The sequence below is a fragment of the Stenotrophobium rhamnosiphilum genome (genome assembly GCF_003052265.1).
GTDB lineage: Bacteria > Pseudomonadota > Gammaproteobacteria > Nevskiales > Nevskiaceae > Stenotrophobium > Stenotrophobium rhamnosiphilum.
In genome coordinates, this window is record NZ_QANS01000001.1 from 594,359 (window position 1) to 617,999 (window position 23,641).

The 23,641-nt window shown below is 55.4% G+C and carries 18 protein-coding genes and 1 tRNA gene; 8 read left to right on the forward strand and 11 right to left on the reverse strand.

Annotation, left to right across the window (positions count from 1 at the left end; translation table 11 throughout):
* Positions 1 to 9 precede the first annotated feature (9 nt).
* From CJD38_RS02735 to metG, 5 genes are all read right to left on the reverse strand, one after another.
* A tRNA-Arg gene (locus tag CJD38_RS02735) sits at positions 10 to 86 on the reverse strand.
* Positions 87 to 181: 95 nt separating this feature from the next.
* Positions 182 to 550 (reverse strand): hypothetical protein, encoded by a 369-nt coding sequence (locus CJD38_RS02740; protein ID WP_107938749.1) that lies wholly within the window; start codon positions 548 to 550, stop codon positions 182 to 184.
* A 13-nt stretch (positions 551 to 563) separates the two neighbouring features.
* Entirely contained in the window at positions 564 to 1,196 is a 633-nt protein-coding gene (nth, locus tag CJD38_RS02745) for an endonuclease III (RefSeq protein ID WP_107938750.1), read from the reverse strand.
* Positions 1,196 to 1,888, reverse strand: a complete 693-nt coding sequence (locus CJD38_RS02750) for an RnfABCDGE type electron transport complex subunit B (RefSeq protein ID WP_107938751.1) — start codon at positions 1,886 to 1,888, stop codon at positions 1,196 to 1,198. Before CJD38_RS02750 ends, nth begins: the two co-directional genes overlap by 1 nt.
* Positions 1,889 to 1,924: 36 nt before the next feature.
* Positions 1,925 to 3,982, reverse strand: coding sequence for a methionine--tRNA ligase (gene metG / locus CJD38_RS02755; protein ID WP_107938752.1), 2,058 nt, complete (start codon positions 3,980 to 3,982; stop codon positions 1,925 to 1,927).
* Between the two features lie 131 nt (positions 3,983 to 4,113).
* Here metG and aqpZ point away from each other — a divergent pair, with 131 nt between their 5' ends.
* Complete coding sequence (gene aqpZ / locus CJD38_RS02760) at positions 4,114 to 4,815, forward strand: aquaporin Z (RefSeq protein ID WP_107938753.1); 702 nt, start codon at positions 4,114 to 4,116, stop codon at positions 4,813 to 4,815.
* Between the two features lie 129 nt (positions 4,816 to 4,944).
* Positions 4,945 to 6,387 (forward strand): aldehyde dehydrogenase family protein, encoded by a 1,443-nt coding sequence (locus tag CJD38_RS02765; RefSeq protein WP_206362859.1) that lies wholly within the window; start codon positions 4,945 to 4,947, stop codon positions 6,385 to 6,387.
* Between the two features lie 174 nt (positions 6,388 to 6,561).
* Here the strand turns inward: CJD38_RS02765 and sbcB are convergent, their stop codons facing one another.
* Positions 6,562 to 8,013 (reverse strand): exodeoxyribonuclease I, encoded by a 1,452-nt coding sequence (gene sbcB, locus CJD38_RS02770; protein WP_107938754.1) that lies wholly within the window; start codon positions 8,011 to 8,013, stop codon positions 6,562 to 6,564.
* Positions 8,014 to 8,094: 81 nt separating this feature from the next.
* On the opposite strand from sbcB, the gene apbC reads away from it, so the two are divergent.
* From apbC to CJD38_RS02785, 3 genes are all read left to right on the forward strand, one after another.
* Complete coding sequence (apbC, locus tag CJD38_RS02775) at positions 8,095 to 9,183, forward strand: iron-sulfur cluster carrier protein ApbC (RefSeq protein ID WP_107939010.1); 1,089 nt, start codon at positions 8,095 to 8,097, stop codon at positions 9,181 to 9,183.
* Positions 9,184 to 9,434: 251 nt separating this feature from the next.
* Positions 9,435 to 10,004, forward strand: a complete 570-nt coding sequence (gene dcd, locus CJD38_RS02780) for a dCTP deaminase (protein ID WP_107938755.1) — start codon at positions 9,435 to 9,437, stop codon at positions 10,002 to 10,004.
* 157 nt (positions 10,005 to 10,161) lie between these two features.
* Complete coding sequence (locus CJD38_RS02785) at positions 10,162 to 11,088, forward strand: alpha/beta hydrolase (RefSeq protein WP_161554138.1); 927 nt, start codon at positions 10,162 to 10,164, stop codon at positions 11,086 to 11,088.
* Between the two features lie 66 nt (positions 11,089 to 11,154).
* Here CJD38_RS02785 and CJD38_RS02790 read toward each other — a convergent pair whose 3' ends face one another.
* Together CJD38_RS02790 and CJD38_RS02795 are read right to left on the reverse strand one after the other, a co-directional pair.
* Positions 11,155 to 13,560: a TonB-dependent receptor gene (locus CJD38_RS02790; protein ID WP_107938757.1), complete on the reverse strand. Its 2,406-nt coding sequence runs from the start codon at positions 13,558 to 13,560 to the stop codon at positions 11,155 to 11,157.
* Between the two features lie 73 nt (positions 13,561 to 13,633).
* On the reverse strand, positions 13,634 to 13,921 hold the full coding sequence (locus CJD38_RS02795; protein WP_107938758.1) for a hypothetical protein: 288 nt from the start codon (positions 13,919 to 13,921) through the stop codon (positions 13,634 to 13,636).
* 338 nt (positions 13,922 to 14,259) lie between these two features.
* Here CJD38_RS02795 and CJD38_RS02800 point away from each other — a divergent pair, with 338 nt between their 5' ends.
* Positions 14,260 to 15,453, forward strand: coding sequence for a hypothetical protein (locus tag CJD38_RS02800; protein WP_107938759.1), 1,194 nt, complete (start codon positions 14,260 to 14,262; stop codon positions 15,451 to 15,453).
* 72 nt (positions 15,454 to 15,525) lie between these two features.
* Here the strand turns inward: CJD38_RS02800 and CJD38_RS02805 are convergent, their stop codons facing one another.
* The gene (locus CJD38_RS02805) at positions 15,526 to 16,986 is read right to left on the reverse strand and encodes an alkaline phosphatase family protein (protein ID WP_107939011.1); all 1,461 of its coding nucleotides are present in this window, start codon (positions 16,984 to 16,986) and stop codon (positions 15,526 to 15,528) included.
* A gap of 123 nt (positions 16,987 to 17,109) precedes the next feature.
* Positions 17,110 to 19,431, reverse strand: coding sequence for a bifunctional 23S rRNA (guanine(2069)-N(7))-methyltransferase RlmK/23S rRNA (guanine(2445)-N(2))-methyltransferase RlmL (rlmKL, locus tag CJD38_RS02810; protein ID WP_107939012.1), 2,322 nt, complete (start codon positions 19,429 to 19,431; stop codon positions 17,110 to 17,112).
* Positions 19,432 to 19,515: 84 nt separating this feature from the next.
* Between rlmKL and CJD38_RS02815 the strand changes: the two genes are divergently transcribed.
* Both CJD38_RS02815 and CJD38_RS02820 read left to right on the forward strand, forming a co-directional pair.
* Positions 19,516 to 20,118 carry a DUF937 domain-containing protein gene (locus tag CJD38_RS02815; protein WP_107938760.1) on the forward strand — a complete coding sequence of 201 codons (603 nt, stop codon included), beginning with the start codon at positions 19,516 to 19,518 and terminating at the stop codon, positions 20,116 to 20,118.
* A gap of 123 nt (positions 20,119 to 20,241) precedes the next feature.
* On the forward strand, positions 20,242 to 21,084 hold the full coding sequence (locus CJD38_RS02820) for an HDOD domain-containing protein (protein WP_107938761.1): 843 nt from the start codon (positions 20,242 to 20,244) through the stop codon (positions 21,082 to 21,084).
* Between the two features lie 49 nt (positions 21,085 to 21,133).
* Here CJD38_RS02820 and CJD38_RS02825 read toward each other — a convergent pair whose 3' ends face one another.
* The gene (locus tag CJD38_RS02825) at positions 21,134 to 23,614 is read right to left on the reverse strand and encodes a TonB-dependent receptor (RefSeq protein ID WP_161554139.1); all 2,481 of its coding nucleotides are present in this window, start codon (positions 23,612 to 23,614) and stop codon (positions 21,134 to 21,136) included.
* Between the last annotated feature and the right edge of the window lie 27 nt (positions 23,615 to 23,641).

Below are 23,641 nucleotides of genomic sequence, written 5' to 3' on the forward strand. Positions count from 1 at the left end.
AAAGCATTTTGGTGTCCCCGACCGGAGTCGAACCAGTGGCCTGTCCCTTAGGAGGGGACCGCTCTATCCAGCTGAGCTACGGGGACGTGGTGCGGATGATAAGGGAACTATTCACTCAAAGCGACGAGTGCGGTCTCATTGCAAGTGCTTGTATTCATGCAAAAGGCGGGGCGGGAACGGATTAATTTTTACCGCGGCGCATCAGCCATTCCATCACCAATTGGCCAAAACCAAGCACTAGCGCGACCAGGCCAATGCTGAAGCGCTGAGTGATTTTGTCGCGCTCGGCTTTAATCGAGCTGGTGATCTCAAAGCGAACTCTTGCGCGCATCGTTTCGAGTTCATCTTTACTGGTGGGCTGAAGATTGGGGCCGCGGTTTTGCAGATCTAGCTTCAGATTGAGTTCGGTCGAGGCATCAATATCGCTCTCGGAATATTTCGGCAGCTGATACCACTCCTGGCCGAAATACATGCAGATACCCAGGCCAGCGCTGAATAACAGGATAGGTAGTACAGGACGGCGGCGAGCGTAATTGGTTGGCGGCAGCATGGAGAGCAATCCTTTAAATAGTTTTTTGTTTGAACTCGCAGAGATCGCGAATCAAACATTCCGGGCATTTGGGCTTGCGGGCGATGCAAGTGTAACGGCCATGCAGAATTAACCAGTGATGCGCATCGCGCATGAATTCTGATGGAATGGTTTTCACCAATTTATCTTCGACGGCGCGCACGTCTTTGCCGGGAGCAATACCGGTGCGATTGGCGAGGCGAAAGATGTGTGTATCGACAGCCATCGTTGGTTCGCCAAACGCGGTGTTCAAAACCACATTCGCAGTTTTGCGACCCACGCCTGGCAGCGCTTCAAGCGCATCACGATCATGCGGCACTTGGCTGCCATGCAATTCGATCAGCATTTTGCACAGGCCAATCACGTTCTTGGCTTTGGTTTGATACAGGCCAATCGTCTTGATGTATTCCTTCAGGCCCGCTTCGCCGAGCGCAAAGATGGCTTCAGGCGTATTGGCAACGGGATAAAGCTTTGCCGTTGCTTTGTTCACGCCAACGTCAGTGGCTTGTGCAGATAAAACCACGGCAACCAGCAATTCGAACGGCGAGTTAAAACGTAGCTCTGTCGTTGGATGCGGATTGGCCGCACGCAGACGCGAAAATATTTCGTGGCGCTTGGCGGGATTCATCAGTGCTTCTTCGGCGGTGCATCAGCTGATGCTTCGGCAGCACGCTTGGCCTGTACGCGTGCGAGTGCAGCGGCAACAGGATCGTAAGCGGTGTTGATGCGTGGCGCTTCACTCGGATCAGCAGATTTAGCGCGAGCAATCATTGCGGCTTTCTTCAGTTCGCGGGACTGCGCTTTGTCTGCGATATCGCGTTGCAGACGTAGCTCGCGTGATTCGTAACGTGTGCGCAAGGTATCGGCTTCGATGCGACGTTGCGACCAATCTGGCAACGCTGCGGCCAGCGGTTCAATCGTGATGCAATCAACCGGGCAGGGCGGCAAGCATAGATCGCAACCCGTGCAGGCGGAAGTAATGACGGTGTGCATCAATTGATTGGCGCCGACAATCGCATCCACCGGGCACGCTTGGATACACAGCGTGCAGCCGATGCACACAGCCTCTTCAATCACCGCCGTGAGTCGTTGAATCTGCGCAATGCCGTTAACGGGATTGAGCGCCAGCACGGGCTTATTCAGCAGTGCAGCAAGACGCTGAATGCCTAGCTCGCCACCGGGCGGGCATTGATTGATCTCAGCCGCGCCACTCGCAATCGCTTCTGCATAAGGCTTACAGCCCTGATAGCCGCACTTAGTGCACTGCGTTTGCGGCAGCAGCTGATTGATCTGATCGGCGAGGGAGTTGAGCGCAGTCATCGCAAAAGAACGTGAGGCAAGCGCAAAAGCTCGCGCTTACTTCACCTTCATGCCGGGTTGCGCGCCGCTGTCGGGCGAGAGAATGAACGGGCCACCAGCGTCGCCGCTAGCTGCCAGCACCATGCCTTCACTCATGCCGAATTTCATTTTGCGTGGTGCGAGGTTGGCGACCATGACGGTCAAGCGGCCAACCAAAGTTTCTGGTGCGTAAGCGGATTTGATGCCAGCGAACACTTGGCGCTGACCCAATTCGCCGAGATCCAGCGTCAGGCGCAACAGCTTGTCTGCGCCTTCAACGTGTTCAGCGTTGGCGATGCGTGCAATGCGCAGATCAACCTTGCTGAAATCATCGATAGAGATGTGTGCATTGTCTGCAGGCGCCGCTTGTGGCGCTGCGGCAGGTTTGGCTGGAGCTTCTGTAGTCACAGGCTTTTTCTCTTGCGGCGCACTGGCCAGTTCTTCGGCAACGATGGCGTCGGTGGATTTCTTTTCGATACGCGTCACGAGTGCGGCGTAAGGGCGGATGGCGTGGCCGAGTAACGGCGCATCAACATCGTTCCAGCGCAGTGCTTCAACATTGAAGAACTGCTCGACCTGCTGCGCGAGCGCGGGCAACACGGGTTTCAGATAGATCGTGTACGCACGGAAGATATTCAGATACAGCGTGCAGTACTGATGCAGTGCCAGCTGTTGCTCAGGAGCTTTCGCAAGCTTCCAAGGCGCGACGCGTTGTACGGATTCGTTGGCCGCATCGGCGGCACGCATTACGCGTGTGGCGACTTCGGAGTAATCACCGCGCTCGTAAGCTTCGGCAATGATGTCTTTCAGCGCGCTGGTGTGCGTTGCCAGTTCTGCGAGTTGCTCAGCCGTGAGTAATTCAGCGAGTTTGCCGCCAAACTGTTTCTCGATGAAACCGGCGCAGCGTGAAGCGATGTTGACGTACTTGCCAACCAGATCGCTGTTGATGCGCGCAGCGAAGTCTTCGAGATTGAGATCCAGATCATCCACGCCCGCGCCCACTTTGGCGGCGAAGTAATAGCGCAGATATTCCGGCGTCAGGTGGTTGAGGTAAGTGCGCGCCTTGATGAAGGTGCCGCGGCTCTTGCTCATCTTGGCGCCGTTGACGGTGAGGTAACCGTTGACGTGCAACTTGGTCGGCGTGCGATAGCCCGAGCCCTTCAACATCGCAGGCCAGAACAGACCGTGGAAGTTGACGATGTCTTTGCCGATGAAGTGGTGCAGTTCGGCATTGCTGCCCGCTTTCCAGAAGTCATCGAAATTCAATTTGCTCTTCGCGCACAGCGCGGTGAAGCTGGCCATGTAGCCAATTGGCGCGTCCAACCACACGTAGAAAAACTTGCCCGGTGCGTCGGGAATCGCGAAGCCGAAGTAGGGCGCATCACGTGAGATGTCCCAGTCCTTCAGACCCGCAGCAAACCACTCCTTGAGCTTGGCTTTGACGGCAGGATGCGCGACATCGCCGTCCAGCCAGCTTTCGAGAAAGCTCTGGAATTTGCCGAGTTCGAAGAAGTAATGCTCGGAGTCCTTCATCACCGGCGTGGCGCCGGAAACAACTGAGTGCGGATTCTTTAAGTCGGTCGGCGAATACGCCGCACCGCAGTTCTCGCAGTTGTCGCCATATTGATCAGCCGTGCCGCACTTGGGGCATTCGCCCTTGATGTAGCGGTCTGGCAAGAACATGTTCTTGACCGGATCGTAAAGCTGTTGGATTTCGCGATTCGCAATTGCGCCCGTAGCTTTCAGCGCTTTGTAGATCGATTCCGACAACACGCGATTCTCTTCCGAGTGCGTGCTGTGGTAGTGGTCAAAGTCCACATGGAAGTCAGCAAAGTCCTGTGCGTGCTGCACGCGGATGCCTTCGATAAAGGCTTCCGGCGTCACGCCTGCCTTTTCAGCGGCCAGCATGATCGGCGTGCCGTGCGCGTCATCGGCGCAGACGTAGTGCACTTCGTGGCCCTGCATGCGCTGGTAGCGCACCCAGATGTCGGCCTGGACATAGCCCACCATATGGCCGAGGTGAATCGGACCGTTGGCATAGGGCAGGGCATTGGTGACTAGAATACGGCGCGTCATAGAAAGGGACTGAAAACGGTCAAGGCCGCAAATTATGACACGACGGTACTGCTGCACAGTTTCACAGAAGGGGTTTGCAGTAATTTCTCGTGCCTAAAAAGCACAATATCTTCACCAGAGGAGTTTCTAAAATGCCTATCAGTAAGCGTATGGCTGCCGAATTTATCGGCACGTTCTGGCTGGTTTTGGGTGGGTGCGGTAGTGCGGTGCTCGCGGCGGCCTTCCCCAGCCTGGGAATTGGCTTTGCTGGCGTCTCGTTAGCTTTCGGCCTGACGGTACTGACCATGGCCTATGCCATTGGCCATGTCTCTGGCTGCCATTTGAACCCCGCAGTGTCGTTTGGTCTCTGGGCTGGCGGCCGTTTCCCGACGGGCGATCTGCTGCCCTACATCCTCGCGCAGGTAGCTGGCGGCATTGCAGGTGCTGCAGTGCTGGCTTGCATTGCCAGCGGCAAGCCGGGATTTGACTTGGTGGCTTCGGGCTTCGCCGCCAACGGTTTCGGCGAACACTCCCCGGGCGGTTTCTCGATGGAAGCAGGCTTGGTCAGTGAAGTGGTGATGACCTTCATGTTCCTCGTCATCATTCTGGGCGCTACGCATGACCGTGCTCCAAAGGGTTTTGCTCCGATCGCGATAGGTCTCGGCCTCACGCTGATTCACCTCATTAGCATCCCTGTCACCAACACCTCGGTGAACCCAGCGCGCAGCACCAGTCAGGCGGTGTTTGTCGGTGGTTGGGCAATTCAGCAGCTCTGGTTGTTCTGGCTGGCGCCAATTGCGGGTGCACTAGCTGCGGGTTTTATCTCGCGCTGGTTGCATGGTGAAAAGAAGTAACGCTTTTGCAGCATTTGCGGCTCCTAGGCATCCTGCCTCCGCCGCAATACCGTACATCCTGTACATAAAAGAAGCCGCCGCAGGGCGGCTTCTTCTTTTATGCTTGGCCCATAACGAATAGAGGCAGTCATGCATAAATACGAACTGATGATTCCCGGCGCAAAGAGCGCTGCCGGATTTGTGACCGTTGTTGCGCCTTGGGACCGCACGCCCATTGGCGAAGTAGAGATGGCTGATGCCGTCGCCGTTGAGCAGGCGCTCGAAACGGCTTACGCACTATTCCGCAACCGCGACGGCTGGTTGTCTCGCGCCAAGCGCATCGAAATTCTGGAAAAAGCCCAAGGCCTGATCCGCGAGCGCGCTGAATATCTCGCAGTGGAATCGGCCCGTGAAGGCGGCAAGCCCTTGCTCGACTCCAAAGTCGAAATCGCGCGTGCGATTGATTGCCTGAAAATCTGTGTTGAGAGTTTGCGCGCCGATGCGGGCGAAGTGATCCCGATGGGCGTTACCGCGTCCAGCGCCAATCGCATCGCCTTCACCCAGCTCGAACCCATTGGCGTGGTCGTTGCGATCAGCGCCTTCAACCATCCTTTCAACCTCATCGTTCATCAGGTCGGCCCAGCGCTGGCCGCCGGTTGCCCGGTCATCGTCAAACCCGCACGCACTACGCCGCTGATGTGCATGCGTTTTGTCGAAATCCTGCGTGAAGCTGGTTTGCCCGCTGAGTGGTGTCAGCCGCTGATGCCGGAGAACAACGAGCTTTCGTCCAAGCTCGCTGCTGATACGCGCGTTGCGTTCTTAAGTTTTATTGGTAGCGCCAAAGTCGGTTGGAACTTGCGCTCACACCTCGCGCCTGGCGCACGTTGTGCACTCGAACATGGCGGTGTTGCGCCAGTGATCGTCGCGGCTGACGCAGATCTCACGCAGGCCGTGCCGCTGCTCGCCAAGGGCGGTTTCTATCACGCAGGGCAGGTCTGCGTGTCAGTTCAGCGTGTGTTTGTCGCGCGCAAACTGGTTAAAGAATTTTCAGAGCAATTGGCTGAGGCCGCGAAGAAGCTTGTTGTCGGTGATCCAACATTAGCTGAGACCGAAGTGGGTCCGCTGATTGATCCGGTTGAAGTGGATCGCATCGAGAATTGGGTCAACGAAGCGCTGGCGGGGGGTGCGGAATTGCTCTGCGGCGGTCGACGCTTGCCCAACAACTGCTACGCACCGACTGTGCTGCTCAATCCTGCGCCGGATGCCAAAGTTTCAGTTCACGAAGTCTTTGGTCCAGTGGTGTGCGTTTACACCTTTGATGAAATGGACGCTGCGATTGCTGACGCTAATCGTTTACCGTTTGCATTCCAAGCCGCAGTGTTCACGCGTGATATCGATACGGCGCTGCGTTGTGGCGAGCGACTTGATGCATCTGCGGTGATGGTCAACGACCACACCGCATTCCGTGTGGACTGGATGCCGTTCGCGGGCTTACGTCATTCTGGTTATGGCGTTGGCGGTATTACGCATACGCTGCATGACATGCAGGTGCGGAAGATGACGGTGATTAAGTCGGCGGAAATTAAAAGATAGTTTGGGCCGTAGGGTGCGCTGTGCGCACGCGGTTTGGCGCTGACCTCGGCAACGCGTGCGCACAGCGCACCCTACAAAAAAACAGAAATGTAGGGTGGGTAGAGCGCAGCGAAACCCACCTTTCTGCGTGATGAAAAGATGGTGGGTTTCGCTGCGCTCTACCCACCCTACGTATTAGTTCTTGAGGAAATCCAGCAGCCCTGATTCCTGCGGCCATGCTGCGAGCGCATCAAGAATCGCGCGTCTGGCTGGATCTTTCTCTAACGTCTGATATTCCGTCAGCAAGTCCTGATACTGCTCCAGCGTTAGTGACGCCAAGCCCGTATCAAAATCCAATTTGCGTGTGACGAACTCATGCCATTGCCCTTGTTCATCTGCATTGAGCGTCTTGGGATAGTTGCGCGCGCGATAACGGAATAGGAGCTCGTTATAGCGCGCATCGCTGAACATGCCTTGGAATTGCGTTAGCGCTTCTGGCGCTGAATCACGCACACGTTGCAGGCGTGGTTTGTCGGCGTCAGGAAGGAAGCCGCCGTATATCGAAAGCTCAGGATCACGCTCGTCATATTCTGGTGCTGAAAATACAGTGCGGACTTTTTCTGCGAGCGCTTCGCGCGCGCGCAGGAGAATGGCGCGATGTTCTTGGCAGCGATTCAGATCGATGCCCCAACGCTCGGCTTGATCAGGATTGAGCGTGGACAGTGGCGCCAACATCGGGCTCTTGTTGAGATGTACGCCCTTGAGCGGAATGCGCGTCATGCCTTCGGGCAGATCAGCTTCGCTGGTGAAGACGCGGTCATATAGCTCGTCTTCGTCCAGTTCCAATAACTCAGTCGGGTCAACGCTAAGGTCGTAGGTGATGACCTGATTGTTATTGGTCGGATGCATGGCCAACGGCGCGATCACAGAGATGCAACCGCGCGCAGCGGAGATTTTTGCGGAGACGTGCAACACCGGCGTCAGTTCGCGCAGATTGAACAGCGTCGCGGCGAATTTCTTGTCGCGCAGTTTCAGCGCGTGTTCGAACAGGCGCGGCTGTGCTTTGCGCAGGGCGCGGGCGAGGCCGATGGTGGCATCGACGTCGGAGAGGGCGTCATGTGCATGCTCGTGGACGATGCCGTTGGCGGCGCTGAGGTGGCCGAGCTTGAAGCTGGTGGCGCCGTCTTCGCGCTTGGGCCAGTCGAGGCCTTCGGGACGCAGCGCATGCCAGAGGCGCATCACATCGAGCAGATCCCAGCGGGAATTGCCGCCAAACCACTCGCGCTGATACGGGTCGTAAAAGTTGCGATAGAACAGATTGCGCGAGACTTCGTCGTCGAAACGGATCGAGTTGTAGCCGGCGGCGCAGGTGCCGGGCTGGCTGAAGGCTTCGAGGATCTGGCGAGCGAATTCGGGTTCCGGCACGCCTTTGGCCAGGGCCTGTTGGGGCGTAATGCCAGTGATCAGGCAGGCGTCTGGGTGCGGGAGTACGTCGAGGACGGGTTTGCAGTACACCATCAGGGGCTCGCCGATGGGGTTCAACTCGGCGTCGGTCCGCCGTCCGGCGAATTGGGAGGGGCGATCCCGGGCCGGATCAGCGCCAAAAGTCTCGTAATCGTGCCAAAAGAAGCTTGCGGGAGAAGTCATGGAGCCTGTTTTTCGTAAAGCGCAAGGGTGTTCAAGGGTGACGCCATGCGGGACAATACGGACTTGCATGGAGCTGAACAACTGATGTCGTTGAACCAAGATTCCCTGATGGCCGCGCTGGACAGCTATATAGACCCGCTGATTGGCCGTGGCCTCGTCGCCGCCGGAGCGGTGAAGAGCGTCGATATTAAGTGGCTGGGCAAGCCACGCGTGGAGATCGAACTCGGATTTCCCGCCAACGGTTATCGCGCCACGCTGATCGAGAACATCCGCAATCATCTGAAAGCGACGGTCGATAGTGACGCTGAAATCAAGGTCAGCTGGGCGATCAAATCTCACGCAGTGCAGAAGAACCTGCAGCCGTTGCCAAACATTCGCAACATCATTGCGGTCGCCAGCGGCAAAGGCGGCGTCGGCAAATCCACCGTTGCAGCCAATCTCGCACTGGCACTGTTTCTGGAAGGCGCACGCGTTGGCGTGCTGGACGCGGATATCTACGGCCCTAGCCAGCCCCGCATGTTGGGTGTTGGTAAAACCCGTCCGACGTCATCCGACGGCAAGCGCATGCACCCGGTTGCCGCGCATGGCATTCAGGTGATGAGCATTGGGTTCCTGATTGATGAAGAACAGCCGAGCATCTGGCGCGGCCCGATGGCAACACAGGCTTTGTCGCAGTTGCTTAATGAAACTGATTGGGAAGACCTTGATTATCTGGTTGTCGATCTGCCACCAGGCACCGGCGACATTCAACTCACGCTCTCGCAACGCGTGCCGATCAGCGGCGCTGTGATCGTGACCACGCCACAAGACATCGCGCTGCTCGACGCACGCAAAGGTCTGGCGATGTTCCAGCGCGTAGAAGTTGCAGTGCTGGGCGTCGTCGAGAACATGAGTTATCACGCTTGCTCCAATTGCGGTCATCACGAAGCAATCTTTGGTGAAGGCGGTGGCGAAAAATTAGCCGCGCAGTATGGCGTTGAGCAGTTAGGCCAACTGCCTTTGAGCTTGCAGATTCGTCAGCAGGCCGATGGCGGCACACCAACGGTCGTAGCATCGCCAGAGTCGGATGAAGCGCAGCGCTATCGCGACATCGCTCGCAAGGCGTCGGCACGACTCGCCTATGGTGTTTCAGGGGTCGCATTCCCTAAGATTGAGATCACAGAAGATTGATTCGGCCAGGTGAAGTTTGAAGCAGTCGCACATTTTATTGGGTTTATGCAGTATTTCATTTAGATGATATTTGCGGGGCTGGCCGAATCAATAAAATGGTAATCATTGTTATTGAACCGGCACGAATCGCGTCAGCAATAAATTATGACTTCATGAGTGGATATTCGATTCATTTCAAATCCATTCGTGCCGGTTCAATAAGGCAGCTCTGCGACAAACGCAGCAGCCTATAAAACTAGAGTACGGAAACAATGAGCATCAAATCGGACAAGTGGATTCGTCGCATGGCAGCTTCACACGACATGATTTCGCCATTCGAGGCGGGGCAGGTTCGTGTTGCAGCAGACGGTCACAAGATCGTGTCTTACGGCACTTCCAGCTACGGCTACGACGTGCGCTGCGCCAACGAGTTCAAGATCTTCACCAACATCAACTCGACCATCGTTGATCCGAAAGCATTCGATCCGAAAAGCTTCGTTGATTTCACCGGCGACTGCTGCGTGATTCCGCCGAACTCATTCGCACTTGCTCGCACTGTGGAATATTTCAAGATTCCGCGCAGCGTGTTGACGATCTGCTTGGGCAAAAGCACCTACGCGCGTTGCGGCATCATCGTTAACGTGACGCCGCTGGAACCAGAATGGGAAGGCCACGTGACGTTGGAATTTTCCAACACCACGCCACTGCCCGCGAAGATTTACGCCAACGAAGGCGTTGCACAGTTCCTGTTCCTCGAATCGGATGAGGTTTGCGAAACCTCGTACGCCGATCGAGGGGGCAAATATCAGGGACAAAAGGGCGTCACGCTGCCCAAGACTTAAGTAACAATGGATTCCGCTAAAGACGGAACGGCGAAAAGTAGTACATGGGGTGTAGCCGTAAAATAAATTGAGTAGGGGTCCTGCAATGGCTGTAGCGGTCGACGATCCACGTTTTAATCTGCGCCCATCGTTTAGGCGTCGGGCGCTTAACCGTACGATGAAAATCGCTACGGCGATGACTGAGCAAATATCGCGCGCACGTTTATTGCGTGACAACATTGAAGTGATTCGTAACCTGTCTTACGGCCCACATCCTTTTAATAAGCTGGATGTGTATCGCCCGCAGTTTGCAGCGCGCCCGATGCCGGTGTTGCTCTACATTCACGGCGGCGCATTTAGTCTTTGCTCCAAAGACACGCATCGCGGTATTGCGCGTGCCAGTGCTTGGGGCGGGCAGTATCTTGTGTTCAACATCGACTATCGCCTCGCGCCGCGCTTCAAGTTTCCTTGTGCGCATGAAGATGCTTGCGCAGCATTTAATTGGGTTGCTGAGAATTGTGCGAGCTTCGGTGGTGATCCGCAGCGCATCGTGGTTGCAGGTGAATCTGCTGGCGGCAATCTCGCTTTATCTGTTGCCATCGCTGCAAGCTACAAGCGTCCAGAGTCGTGGGCGAAAAAAGTCTACAACGCCAAAGCGAAAATCATCGGCGTGAAACCGATCATGCCTTACCTGCAAGTCACCAACGCTGCGCGCCAGAACAATAATCCGGGTGCAGGCTGGTTGGCACTGCGTGCGGCACGCGATATCGCAAAAGCCTATTTGGGTTCGAGCTTGGTGCAGCCCAGTGCGCTGATCATGATGGCCGATCCGATTCGTGTGCTCGAAGAATGTGGCGCACCCGATAAACCTTTCCCGGCGGTGTTCTCTGGTGTCGGTACTTGGGATCTGTGTTGCGAAGACGTGCAACGTCTTGAAGCAGCCTGTGGTCGCTTGGGTATCCCCGCAGAAATGCATTACTACCCACGCGAGATTCACGCCTTCCACGTTTTTGCATGGCGTGAAAATTCACGACTCTATTGGTCGAAGGCTTTTGCATTCCTACGCAAAACTGCCGCGGCGCATGCACCCGCTCTGAGCGTATAAGCCTCAGCGTTAAGCCAGCAACAAGCCCGTCACTCGCGAAACTATCGTGAGTGACGGGCTTTTGTTTTATAGGTCTTTCTTGATACCCAAGAACACGCCAGCGCGTGGACCAAACTGCGGCGCTCCAACACCGACACCTTCGCCATCACGAATCTCGTACTGACGATCAAGCAGATTGATCACCGCCAGTCTGAGATCAATTTTGCCCAGCCCCGGTGTGATCACGCTGCGCTGCGCAGAAGCATCCAGCTGATTGTAGAACGGCAGGCGATCGCCGTTGGGCACTGTTGCGCCGTCGGTGCGCAGGCCGCTGGCGTAGAGATCAGTGAGTGAGTAGGTCGTGTTCTCGTATACATACGAGACGCCAGCGGAACCACTGAAACGCTGATCATGATCCAGATAGATGTAATGACTCTGTGTGTAAGCCAGTGCAGCCGGATCAATATTGAACTGCGCAGAGTCGATGCCTTGACCTTGAGCGCGTGACAGCGCCATGTTGTTGTACGCGCTGAACGCACCATCACGATACGAAGTCGTCATCTCGATGCCATAGATGCGGCCCTTTGCGTAGTTGAACGGCGTGTAGATCAGCGCAGAACCAAACTGTCCTTCGTCTAACAAGCCATGAATGATCTTGTAGTAGCTGTCGACGCCGATATTGAGATTGGGTGTGAATTGATGCGTAGCGCCAATATCAAAATAGTGTGTGCGTTCAGCCTGCACAGGATCATTCGGACCACTTTGCGCATTCGTCGTGTTGTCGAACTTACTGATGGTGGCGTTGCTGATTAACTCATTTGGCGGCGGCGTGAAGTAGCGTGAGTAACCCGCATGCACGACTGTTGCGGTGGAGGCGTTCCAGATCATTCCAAAGCGGGGGCTGAGCTGGCTGGCGTTGATATAAGCGTTGAGCTTGTCGTAACGCAGACCGTAATTCAGCGTGAGATCGTCGGTGATATCCCACTCGTCCTGCGCGTAAACGCCGAAGAGATGATTGCCGCTCTTGGGGTTGTTATCAATGATAGTGACCGGGCCACCATTCACATTGCCGCCGGCATCCGTTGTGAATACTTGCGAGGTGTTGTTGGAAACATCGTTCTCATTGCTGAAGAACACACCACCGCGCAGAGTGTGATCGTCACTGATGCGATAGCCGATATCACTCTGCAAACCTGCCGTGGTGCTGCGGCGATAAATATCTGCAGCCACGCCATTAAAGGCCAGTTCGCCTTCGGTGTCTGGCGAGAATTCTACTGAACTGATTCGCGAGAACGCGGCGACCTGATAGGTCAGCCGCGTGCCAGATTGTCCTTGCAGTGCGACGAGGCCATAAGTGTTGCGCTCATATTGGCGATCATTGAGATTGCTCGAATCAAAGCCGCAACTACTACCACCGAGTTGCGCGCAGAAATCTGCATCGGGTGATTGCCCTGGGTTATTCGGAATCTGATACTTCCCAAAACTGGTCCCAGCCAGAACGCTCACCTTCATGTCTTCAGCGGGATAGAACGATAGATACCCGAAGCCCTTGCCCTGTTGCGTTTGATCGTGAATCGGGTGATAGCTATCTGTCGGTGCTTCAACGCCAACTAGACTATTCAGGAATTGACCCGTTCCATACATGCTGACGCCATCCTTGGTGGTGGTGCCGTATTCAATACTCGGATTGAACGTGCCGTGACTGCCGCCATAAACGCTGACACTGCCACCATCAAAAGTATTTGGCGTCGTGATGTTGACGATGCCCGCTGTGCGATAGCCGTACTGTGCAGGCAACGCGCCAGTCAGCAAGCTCACCTGATTAGCAAAGCGTGTATCCAGTGCCTGACCAAATCCGCTGATGCCTTCCGGAATGATGATGCCGTTGATGCGGTACTGCAGATCCGCATGATCGCCGCGCACATGGAGTTGACCAAAAGAATCGTTGGCTACACCGGGTGCTTGTAACAGCAACTGATTCATCGGCGTGTTCTTGCCTTGCGGCAAGTTGGCAATAGTGGTCTGGTCAAAAACGTATTGGCTGCTGCCCGTGCTAGGTGACAGAGAATTGCGTGCATGCTCCAGACGTTCCGCGGTCACCGTTACGGTTGTGAGCTTGGCGACCAGCTGAACATCGGTGTGCGTCTCTTGGCCTGCAGTGACGACAACAACCGTGTCACTGTCGACATAACCAGAGCGCGACAGCACGATGTGATAGCTGCCAGCTTTGAGACCGTGGAAGTGAAAATGACCTTTGTCGTCAGCAATAGTGCTGCCAATCAAAGTGCCATCGCTATCGAGCAAGCGCACTTCAGCTTTTGCAAAGGGTGAGCCTGCGCTATCGCGCAAATGACCTTCTACTGCACCTTCATCGGCAGAGGTAGTTTCAAGATTGGCGGCATAGGAAGCCGGAGAAATAAAACCGGAGGCGATAGATAGCAGTAGCACAGACGGCAGGCGCAGCGCGCGTGCCAGTGGGTTCAGAGTAAACATGGTGTCCTCGCAAATGAACGGTACGCACAGCAGCGCTGCGCGCGAAATTAGGTCGACTTAAATCGACGTTCGTTTAAGCGAGGTTTGCGGGAGGGCCGCAGCTGGGCGGCAGTTGGAGCTGGGTTGAAGAAGGTGCAACGGATGCCGAAAGCGCCAGCTCAAACGATTCAAGCGGCGAGGCATTAGGAATCTGGAGTGCTACTGGAGCGGTACCGCTGGCATCAGCAATAGAGCAGAGCTGGCAGGCAACATCGGCGTCGGCTTTAAGCTGGTGCTCCGTTGCATGCACCACCAATAGCCATTGGCTCGCCAGAAAGACGAGCGCAATGAAGAGATGGCGGATGTTACGGAGGTTTAGCATGCCCAGATACTTAGGTCGGTTCCGACTCATGAAGAGATAGGTGATTACTTCAAGAGTCGTGGCGGCATGGAAAAGTTCCGTTTCTTGCTGCTCTTTATTCTGTTTTTACTGAAAGCCCGCGCATCGTATTCGGCGCACGGGTTCTGTTTGTTTACGTTTAGCGGATGAGCGGTATTGATGAGTAGCTCTGCGGTTTGACGTTTACCGTTCTTCGGTAAACACCTGCCGTTGGCAGGGCATGGGAATTTTCTGACGTGGTTGATGGATATCTTTTTTGCACGGGCGCATGCGCACAGCGATGCAGACACCGGCACCACCAATCGGAGAAGGAGTTCAACATGATAAAAAAACTCGGCATACCCACGGCGCTCGTCGCCACACTCTTACTTTCTGCTTGCGGTGGTGGTGGCGAAAGTTCTACAGATGGAGGATCACCTGGTGTTGATTCGCGCAGCGCAGTCGTCGGTCCGCTGACACCAGTACAAAACACGCTTTCTACTTCTGTATTGCAACCACTGGCAGTCGCCACTGCAGGCACGCCGCTCGCTGGTGTTGTCAGCTGCGCTGACTTTGCAGTGAATGGTGACGCACTCAATATCGTCAACTCGCTGGCTAATAGCGTGCAGGCCGCTGCAACAAATCCTGCGGCAATCACCGGCGCCGCAGCACAGATTCAAACTCAAGTGCAGCAGCTCGCTTCAGATCTTCAGCAGATGCTGACTTCGCTCGCGGGTGGTGCAGGCTGTAATGGCACGGGTTCAACCACGGCAGTGAGCACTAATCCACTCGCAGGTACACCGCTTGCTGCGCTGGGCGATCAGTTGCTTCCAGTGCTGGCCAACATTAAGAGCAGTTCTGGCAGCACGCCTTCACTGAGCACGTTGGCTGCACAGCTTTCACAGATCAGCCTTGCATTCGATACTGCCTATGCACAGTTGCCAGCATCAGCGAAGACCGCACCTGTACTCGGCGGCGTACTGACGACGGTGAAAGGCACGGTGACTAGTCTGGTGTCCTTGCTGCAGACCGCAGCAGGCGGCAATCCAACGGCGACTACCGCAGCACTACAGACGACAGTGACATCACTGCTGAACAATCTGCTGTTGAATGTTCTGCCAGTGAATGCGATTCAGTCATCGAGCAGCAGCACGGCAATTTCAAATCCGATCACCGCTGCGATCACGCAGATCACTTCATTGCTTGGCACGGGATTGGGTTCTGGCGCTTCGCTGTCGACCTTGCAGAGCACGCTGACCAGCGCGCTGGCTCCAGTACTCTCAACCTTGAATCAAAGCTCTGGCGCAGGTGGTGCGACTTTCCTCACCAGCTTGTTGTCGCAGCTGACTGGTGCACTCTCGGCACTGCCTGCTGGTGGATCAGGTGCTAACGCAGTGACCAGTTTGCTCAACACCGTATTGCCGGCTGTGACCAGCACCATTACCGCAATCCTCGGCGGTGTGCTCGGTGGTGGCGGCTCGGGTGGCACTTGTATCTTTGCTGGCGTGCCGTTGCTGTCGGTGCTCTGCATGTAGCGTGTAGTAGGGCGTAGGACGAATAAGGGCGCCGAAAGGCGCCCTTATTTTTTGCAGATGATACTTAGTGCGCTAGCGAATAAAGCCGTATTGCACGCCCATGTCATACAGATTTTGCCAGTCAGCAAAATGATCGAGGCGTGATTGATAAACCTCAGGTGTCATTGCAGGTGCTGATTTGCCGAGTTCAGGAATAGGCAGGGAAGGCACGCCAGGCAGATGACCCGTATCGAGCAATTGATTGACGCAGAGCTGACCAAACGGACCCGGCGCAACATTGAATACAGGCGCAGAAAGATTCGGTGGATTTTTGAAATCCAAAGCAATCGCCAAATTGTTGACCTTGTCTGAACGCACCGACAAAGGATCCAGTCCAAAGCGCCAGCGAATCAGATCGAGGATTGAATTGGGTTCAAAATCAAAATGAGTGATGTGACCACGTTTTGCGCGCGGGCCAATCAACAAGCAAGGCACGCGGAAACCTAAACGACCATCGAGATTGCCGACTGCTTTTTCGGCGTCTGACACGAGGCCAACAGGTGGTTTAACGTGATCAAAGAAACCGCCCCACTCATCGTAGTTAATGATGAGCAGCGTCTTTTCCCAGTTGGGGCTGGTGCTGACGGCTTTATAAACTTGATTGAGAAAAGCCTGACCATCGCGCACGTCAGCAAATGGATGATCGTCTTGTGCAATGCCGTAGCCTTCGCCGACGGCAAGACCAAAATTGGGATCGATAAACGAGACGTTAGGCAGCGTGCCGTTTTTGCAGTCTGCGATAAAGCCGACCAAGCCCAGGTTGGCATCATTAAATGGTTTGCTGATGCCCAGATATTTGGTGGCCCAAAGTACGGTGATCGGCAAATCGTTGAAGTAGTAACTCGTGCTCACGCCTTTGGCAGCGCAGCGATCCCAGATCGTTGGTAGTGACGAGATATCAAAACCATTGCTGTTGCGATCGGTTTGCCCCGTGTGCATGTACATGCGATTCGGGAAGGTCGAACTCAGAATGCCGGAGAAGTAACGATCACAAGTAGTGAATGCGGGCGCCGCGCCGCCGTAGAACGACAGATCGTTCTGCGTGTAATAACCGATCGGGAAGGTGACGGAAGCATCGTTCACCGTTTTCAAAAAACCGTCGCACTTACCTTTGTTGTATTGCTCGCGACCGTCTTTGTAGCTGTGGCCCGGGTCTTCAAGCGTGCAGCCTTGGTACTCTGGTGCCAGCGGATAAGTCGACTGCATCTCGCCGTTCTTGTCCGGATATTTCAGGCCCGCCTGAATGCCGTCAGAGCCTGGCAGCCAACCGAGAAAATGGTCGTAGGAGCGGTTCTCCATCATCACAACGACGATGTGATCGATGCCCGAATCTTGCGGATTGGGTAGCGCAGCCATCAGCTGCTCTGCAGTCGTTGGTTCGCTGCGTGCGCAAGCGGAAAGCCCCGCACTTCCTGCAGCGCCAGCGGCAGCAATGCCTGCCAAAAAGCGGCGGCGCGATGCGTCAACCGTGGACTTCGGATCCTTCTCACTCATCATCTTCCCCTAATCAGGGCGGATACATGTCCGCGCCATTGATCGTTAATCGAAAAACGATGATGACATGATCGATTTACAGAACGATGACCAAGCAGAGGTAAATATGCCTCTGGTGCAGGCTTAGAGTTCGATCGACCAGGCTTTGTGCATCGGCGGTGGACGTTTGAAATCTTCGCCCAGCGTCTGTGCAGTGATGTCTTTGATCTTGAGTCCTTCCAACGCTGCGGTATCCAGCTTGAAGCCGCGACGGTTGGTGGAGAAATACAGCTTTCCGGCGGGCGTCAGCAGCTTGCTGCAGAGCGTGATCAGTTCAACGTGATCGCGCTGCGTATCGAGCGTGCCTTCCATCTTCTTGGAGTTGGAAAAGGTTGGCGGATCACAAAGAATCAGATCATAAAGCGTGGGGCGCGATTTGGCCGCTTCTTCGCGCAGCCAGAAAATGCAGTCGGCTCTGAGCAAGCGATGTTTATTGTCTTGCGAGCTGCGGCGGTCTGGATCTTCGGCGTAGAAACCGTTCAGTTCCAGATTGCGCTGCGCCCAGATGAGATAGGTGTTGGACAAATCGACCGACGTTGTCTGCGATGCACCACCCACAGCCGCGTGCACGCTGGCTGAGCCGGTGTAGCAGAACAGATTGAGGAAGCGTGCGCCGATCGCTTCTTGCTGAATGCGATAGCGAAGCGGGCGGTGATCGAGGAACAGACCGGTGTCGAGATAGTCCTCGAAGTTCACACGCAGGCGACAGCCATGCTCTTCAACTTCCAGAAATTCTTCCTGCTGATCCATGCGCTGATACTGCGCTGTGCCTTTCTGTGCGCGACGAATCTTGAAGTGGATGCGTGAGCCCGGCACTTCGAGAATCTGCTGAATCTGTGACAACGCTTCACGCAAACGCTTTTCAGCTTTCACCGGATCAATGGTTTTCGGTGCAGCGTATTCCTGTACATGCACGTGACGAGCATCGGCTTCGTAGATGTCGACAGCGACTGCGTACTCGGGCAGATCGTTGTCATACACACGATAGTTGCTAACGCCTTCGCGCTTGGCCCACTTGGTCAGATGCTTAAGGTTTTTGCGCAGACGATTGCCGAAGTCTTCGCCGCCGGTGAGGGGCAGTGGTTCTGGCTGAACAGCAACTGGTGGAGCTGCAGCCGCTTTCTTCGCTGCCATTGCTTTGGCCCATGGGCTTAAAGGCGCGGCGGGTGCTTCGTTGGTTTCTTCTACTTCGTTCTCAACATCAATCTCAGCAACTTCAGGCTCGACAGCAACAGGCGCTGCCATCGTGCGAGGTGCGAGATCAAAGTTGAGCAGCTTGCAGGGTAGGGCGCCGTTGAACAGTGCGTAGATCGAACTAGTACGCAGGCCAATACGCGGACCAAGATCAGCGCGGCCGGTGAACACAGAAGCCTTCCAACCGGTGAAGCGCATCTTTAATGCAGAACCAAACAGCGAATACAGCTTGATGATTTCTGCTTCAGCGCCGAGGCGTTCGCCGTAAGGCGGGTTGACCACGACGAGGCCAGCCTTTTCACCGATGGGGCGCATTTCAGACGCGTCCATCACCTGCCACTGCAGATATTTTTCGAGCCCTGCGCGTTCTGCGTTGAGGCGTGCGGATTTGATCGTGCTGGCGTCGAGATCCTGTCCCATCATCAAGGGCAATTTCTTCGCCCTGCCTTTGGCTTTGCGTGCGCGTGCTTCGGCAACGAGATCGTTCCAGACTTTAGGCTTGTGCTCGAGCCAATGCTCAAAGCCCCAGCGCAGGCGCTCAAGACCGGGCGCGATATCCATTGCCATCATCGCGGCTTCAATCACCAACGTGCCGGAGCCGCACATCGGATCGAGCAGCGGCGCGTTCTGTTCCATCAACGCGGGCCAACCGGCGCGAATCAAAATTGCGGCGGCTAGATTTTCTTTCAGCGGCGCTTCAACGCTGCGTGAGCGATAACCGCGGCGATGCAAGCTGTCGCCAGCAAGGTCGAGGCTCAGCGTCGCGTTGAGCTTGTCCATGTGCAGATGCACGCGGATGTTCGGGCTATCGGCGTCGACGTTCGGACGTTCGCCAAATTTCTCGCGGAAAACGTCAGCGATCGCGTCTTTGACTTTCAGGCCGGCGAAATTGGTGTGCGTGACATTCGGCGAGTTGCCTGCCACTTCAATTGCAAAGGTGCTGCTGAGCTCGAACAGATCCGTCCAGTCGATGGCCTTGGCGCCGGTATAAAGCGCATCGGCATCCGGAAGCGGGAAGGTCGTCAGCGGCATCAGCACTCGGATCGCGAGGCGCGACCACAGACAAGCGCGATAAGCGACGAGCTGTTCGCCGGTAAATGAGACGCCGCCATTACGCTCTTTAACGTCGGTTGCGCCAAAGGTTGCCAGCTCGGCGGCTAGTAGGGGTTCCACGCCCTTGGGGCAGGTGGCGAATAAAGGGAAGGCGCTCATGCCCCTATTATCACCCGAGGCATCAATTTTCAGACAGCTTTTTGCGATAACCTCGGCTTCCACGCCAATCATGCAGAGAGAGACATGAATATCGTCGACACCATCCTCAATTCTCAGGGCGGCCAGACCGTCGAAAAGCTGGCCAGCCAGTTCGGTCTCAACACCGAACAGGCCCGCGAAACCGTACAAAACCTTGTGCCGACCCTGATCAACGCCGCCAAAAGCGCCGTTGCCCAGCCCGGCGGCGTGCAAAAGCTGCAGGACATCCTCAAAAACGGCGGCCATCAGGAATATCTGCAAAACCTATCGCAGGCTTTCAGTGCCGACGGCATCGCCAAGGGCCAGAAGACCATCGAACAGCTGCTCGGCAGCAACGAAGCCGTAAACCTGATCGTGACCCACCTGGCCGACAAGACCGGCGTCGCCGCGGACAAGATCACCCAAGTATTGCCGGCCATGACCAATCTGGTGATGGGTGCGCTGGCTAAAGTTCAGGAGTCGCCAGTTGGTGATCTGGTGAACACCGCTTTGAATAGCCCACTGGGCAAGATGGTCGGTGGTTTTCTCGGCGGTGGCGCTCAGGCCGAAGGCGGCAACAACCCGCTTGCTGCGGTGACCACACTGCTCGAAAAATACAATGTCAGCAGTATTGCTGATGATGTGTTGGGCAAGATTTTTAGGCGCTGAAATTCTTTGACTGTGCTGTCGTCCGGCGCATGGCCGACGGACGACAGCATTGGCGCGACGACCGCGCCGCTGCGGTGATCTGATCTGCGTCACTCTTGGTTAACAAAGATACCGGGGGAACGTATGTCGAAAATCGAAGAGCGTTTGATGAATGCAGTGCGTGAAGGCATTGCAAAAGATCGTCTGCCATTGCCCACGTTGCCCGAAGTGGCATTGCGTATTCAGGAGTTGGCGCGTGACAAGAACGTCACCGCCAGTCGCATGGCTGCCGAGATTTCTCGCGATCCTGCAACCGCAGCGCGTCTGCTCAGAATCGCGAATAGCTCCGCGCAACGCTCAATACGCAAAATCGACAATTTGCAGATGGCGGTTGCGCGACTCGGTATCGATCTAACCAATAGCATCGTCACCACCTTGACGATGTCGCAACTGTTTCGTGCGCGCTCCGAGCTTGTTGGCCGTTTCTTGAAAGCGAGTTGGGTGCGCAGTCAGGAAATTGCGGCGATGTCGCATGTGATGGCCGCGCATTTCACCGTGCTCAAACCTGAACTGGCCATGTTGGCGGGTCTAACGCATGAGATTGGCGTGTTGCCGATTTTGCGGCTCGCCGATGACTTTCCTGAGATCAACGAAGATCCGGCGGCGTTGGAGCGAGTGCTACAGCAACTGCATCCACGCACTGGTTGCCTCGTGTTGCGCGTGTGGAATTTTCCGCCAGAGATTGTTGACGTGCCGATGCTGCACTTGGATTTTTCGCGTCGCCACGATGGCCCAGCGGATTACGCCGATGTCGTTACGGTCGCCAACTTACAGAGTCATGTTGGACAGAATACCGCGCTGGCCGACATTGATCGCACACGCGTGCCTGCGTTTCAGAAGCTTGATATCAGTCCGGAAGTCGACGTTCTTGAGGGTGGCGATATTCACGATGAGCTACAAGAAAGCTACGCGCTGCTGGCTGCGTAGGCCCAATAAAAAAGCCGGCTTGCGCCGGCTTTTTTATTTAGCAGAACCCTTACTGAAAATTCATCGTCAGGTTGGCCGTGTAGAAGCGACCGCGATCCGTACGCACGCCAGCTAAGTTGCCCGGCGCCAATGGTTGGCCGACGATTTGATCGTAGATCAACTGATTGGTGATGTTCTGAGCCGCAACGCTGATCACCCAGCTATCGTCAGGGCGCGCAATGATTGCGCGTGCATTGAGGATGGTGGTGGAGGGCTGCAGTTTGCGCTCGTCGTCATCAACGTCGAGATAACGGCTGCTGCGATACAGAATGTCTGCAGCAAAGGTTGCGACCAAGCCCAGTGGGTCTACGTTCTGTGAGTAGGATGGAATCAGGCTTCCAGTCCAGCGTGGAGCAAATGCCAGCGGCTTGCCGGTGAGGTCTTGCGTGGATTTTCCGGAACCTGCAATGGCAGGTGCCTCGTGATAGCTCTTGTAACGTGCATCTGCGAAACCCAGAGAGCTGCTCAGCGAGAGGCCACGGATTGGCAGTAACCAGCGGCTATCCACTTCAAAGCCGCGTGAGCGTGCAGCTGCTGCGTTGAGAATGACAAAGCTGTTGTCTTGGAAAGATGAGATCTGAAGATTGTCGAAGTCGGTGGAAAATACCGACGCCGAAATATTCATTGAGCCGCCCATCAAACGCGTCTTGCCGCCGACTTCATAACTGGTCGCACGCTCTGCCTTGAACTCAAGATTATCCGGAGCCAGTGGCAGTGCGTTGAAGCCACCGCTCTTGAAGCCGCGCGAGAACGTCGCATAGGCGCTCGTGTTTCTACTCGGTGTCCACTTCACGCCAAGTTTCGGCGAGAAATCTCTTTCTTCGATTGACACCGGTGAGACGTGATTACACTGATGTGCGATCAGAGAAATAATCGAGATGCCGCATTTCGCGGGCTGGCCCGTGAGTTGCGAGATGATCGGTGAAACGACCGCGTTTTGCGTTAGCTCATCCTGCAACTGCTGTGGCAGCAGGCTGATGACTGGCAGCCCATTGGATTCGCTGCTGGCGACGCCATCTTTTTTCTCGTAGCCGAAACGTGCTCCACCAATCAGCGCCCATTCAGGCAAAAACATATGTTCAAACTGACCGAAGATGGCGTACGCCTTGTCGTGCTGAGTGAGGTTAACTCTGGCAGCTTGGGCGGTATCGATCCCCGCGGAAGTAAGAGCTGAAAGTACTGTCTCTAGAAGGGGTGAAGCTTGATAAATCGCGCCACGAATAGGTTGAGGTATATCGTCGCCGTTCGCTGCTCCCTCATAGGCTAGCGCTTCGGAAAGTCTCTCAATCTCAAATTTGTCGGACGTTTTGAAATTCGAATCGAAGTAGTAAAGCCCGGTGACAAATGAGAAGCCGTGGCCCCAGCCTAAGAGCGTAGGGTTGTTGCCGCTAAAGCGCAGTTCCTGGCTGAACTGTCGATAAGGGCTGGGTTGAATCAGTGAGTCGCGGATGAATACGACAGGTGTGAAATCCGCGTCGAGATCACGTGCCTTGGTGAACTGTTCGCCGTAAGCACTGATTGAAGTGAATTCAAGATTCTTGATGTCGAGCGTGCCGCCCATATCGTGCGTCAGCGTGAAATTGGCACCGCTGATGATGCTGGCTTCTTTCGACGGAACATTGGATGAGTTGCGATTGCTGCGTGGATTGCTGTCGAAGTCGGGATCACGATCCTTAATCAGTTGTGTCATCGCTTCTGACGCAGAAATGATCTTGAAGATATTGAAGTTCTCGAACTGATTCGAGGTAAAGCCTTCAATGTCGCCTCTCCAACCCTCTGCAGGTTCAACGCTGATGCGCAGGCGCGAGGTGTATTGGCGTGGGTTGCGTTCGTCGCGCTTTAAGAAGGTGTTGTAAAGCACGCCATCGCTCATCGAGTAGTTACCCGAAAAGCGAACAGCAACGCCTTCCATCAAAGGCAGATTCAACATTGGACGGTAGGTGCGTGCGCCGTAACCTGCGGTGAGCACTTCCATGCGCGCATTGACGCCATCTTCTTCTGGTGCGCGCGTCACGATGTTGAGCAGACCCGCAGTGCTGTTCTTGCCGAACAGCGTGCCCTGCGGGCCACGCAGAACTTCAAAGCGATCAACATCACTCACGAATGCCGTAGCGAAACTGGAGCGGCCATAGAACACACCATCAATCACGGTGCCGACGGAAGGATCGGATGCTTGATTGGAGTTGGGCGTGCCGAGTCCACGCACGCTGACCTGTGCAGCGGATGACGTCATCAGGATGGTGACGTTGGCAGCGTAGTTCTGCATCGTGTCGACATCCATCACGCCGATTTCACGCATGAAATCGCCGTCGATGCTGGTGACCGAAGCAGGAACTTGCTCCAGCGTCTGCGCCATTTTTTGGCCGGTGACAATCACCGTTGGCAGCACACGCTGCTCAGGATCTGCGGCATGCGCTTCAGTGAGAGCGGCAGCAGCTAGGGCACACGCAAAAGCTAAACGCGGCAACGGTGCCGCCAATCGATAATTCATTATTTTCCTCATTGCGAATTCGCGTCC

What these genes read in the sequence shown, in the direction of transcription:
- CJD38_RS02740 (WP_107938749.1), bottom strand. Translation starts at nt 550, where the DNA reads ATGCTGCCGCCAACCAATTACGCTCGCCGCCGTCCTGTACTACCTATC.
- nth (WP_107938750.1), bottom strand. Translation starts at nt 1,196, where the DNA reads ATGAATCCCGCCAAGCGCCACGAAATATTTTCGCGTCTGCGTGCGGCC.
- CJD38_RS02750 (WP_107938751.1), bottom strand. Translation starts at nt 1,888, where the DNA reads ATGACTGCGCTCAACTCCCTCGCCGATCAGATCAATCAGCTGCTGCCG.
- metG (WP_107938752.1), bottom strand. Translation starts at nt 3,982, where the DNA reads ATGACGCGCCGTATTCTAGTCACCAATGCCCTGCCCTATGCCAACGGT.
- aqpZ (WP_107938753.1), top strand. Translation starts at nt 4,114, where the DNA reads ATGCCTATCAGTAAGCGTATGGCTGCCGAATTTATCGGCACGTTCTGG.
- CJD38_RS02765 (WP_206362859.1), top strand. Translation starts at nt 4,945, where the DNA reads ATGCATAAATACGAACTGATGATTCCCGGCGCAAAGAGCGCTGCCGGA.
- sbcB (WP_107938754.1), bottom strand. Translation starts at nt 8,013, where the DNA reads ATGACTTCTCCCGCAAGCTTCTTTTGGCACGATTACGAGACTTTTGGC.
- dcd (WP_107938755.1), top strand. Translation starts at nt 9,435, where the DNA reads ATGAGCATCAAATCGGACAAGTGGATTCGTCGCATGGCAGCTTCACAC.
- CJD38_RS02785 (WP_161554138.1), top strand. Translation starts at nt 10,162, where the DNA reads ATGAAAATCGCTACGGCGATGACTGAGCAAATATCGCGCGCACGTTTA.
- CJD38_RS02790 (WP_107938757.1), bottom strand. Translation starts at nt 13,560, where the DNA reads ATGTTTACTCTGAACCCACTGGCACGCGCGCTGCGCCTGCCGTCTGTG.
- CJD38_RS02795 (WP_107938758.1), bottom strand. Translation starts at nt 13,921, where the DNA reads ATGCTAAACCTCCGTAACATCCGCCATCTCTTCATTGCGCTCGTCTTT.
- CJD38_RS02800 (WP_107938759.1), top strand. Translation starts at nt 14,260, where the DNA reads ATGATAAAAAAACTCGGCATACCCACGGCGCTCGTCGCCACACTCTTA.
- CJD38_RS02805 (WP_107939011.1), bottom strand. Translation starts at nt 16,986, where the DNA reads ATGAGTGAGAAGGATCCGAAGTCCACGGTTGACGCATCGCGCCGCCGC.
- rlmKL (WP_107939012.1), bottom strand. Translation starts at nt 19,431, where the DNA reads ATGAGCGCCTTCCCTTTATTCGCCACCTGCCCCAAGGGCGTGGAACCC.
- CJD38_RS02815 (WP_107938760.1), top strand. Translation starts at nt 19,516, where the DNA reads ATGAATATCGTCGACACCATCCTCAATTCTCAGGGCGGCCAGACCGTC.
- CJD38_RS02820 (WP_107938761.1), top strand. Translation starts at nt 20,242, where the DNA reads ATGTCGAAAATCGAAGAGCGTTTGATGAATGCAGTGCGTGAAGGCATT.
- CJD38_RS02825 (WP_161554139.1), bottom strand. Translation starts at nt 23,614, where the DNA reads ATGAATTATCGATTGGCGGCACCGTTGCCGCGTTTAGCTTTTGCGTGT.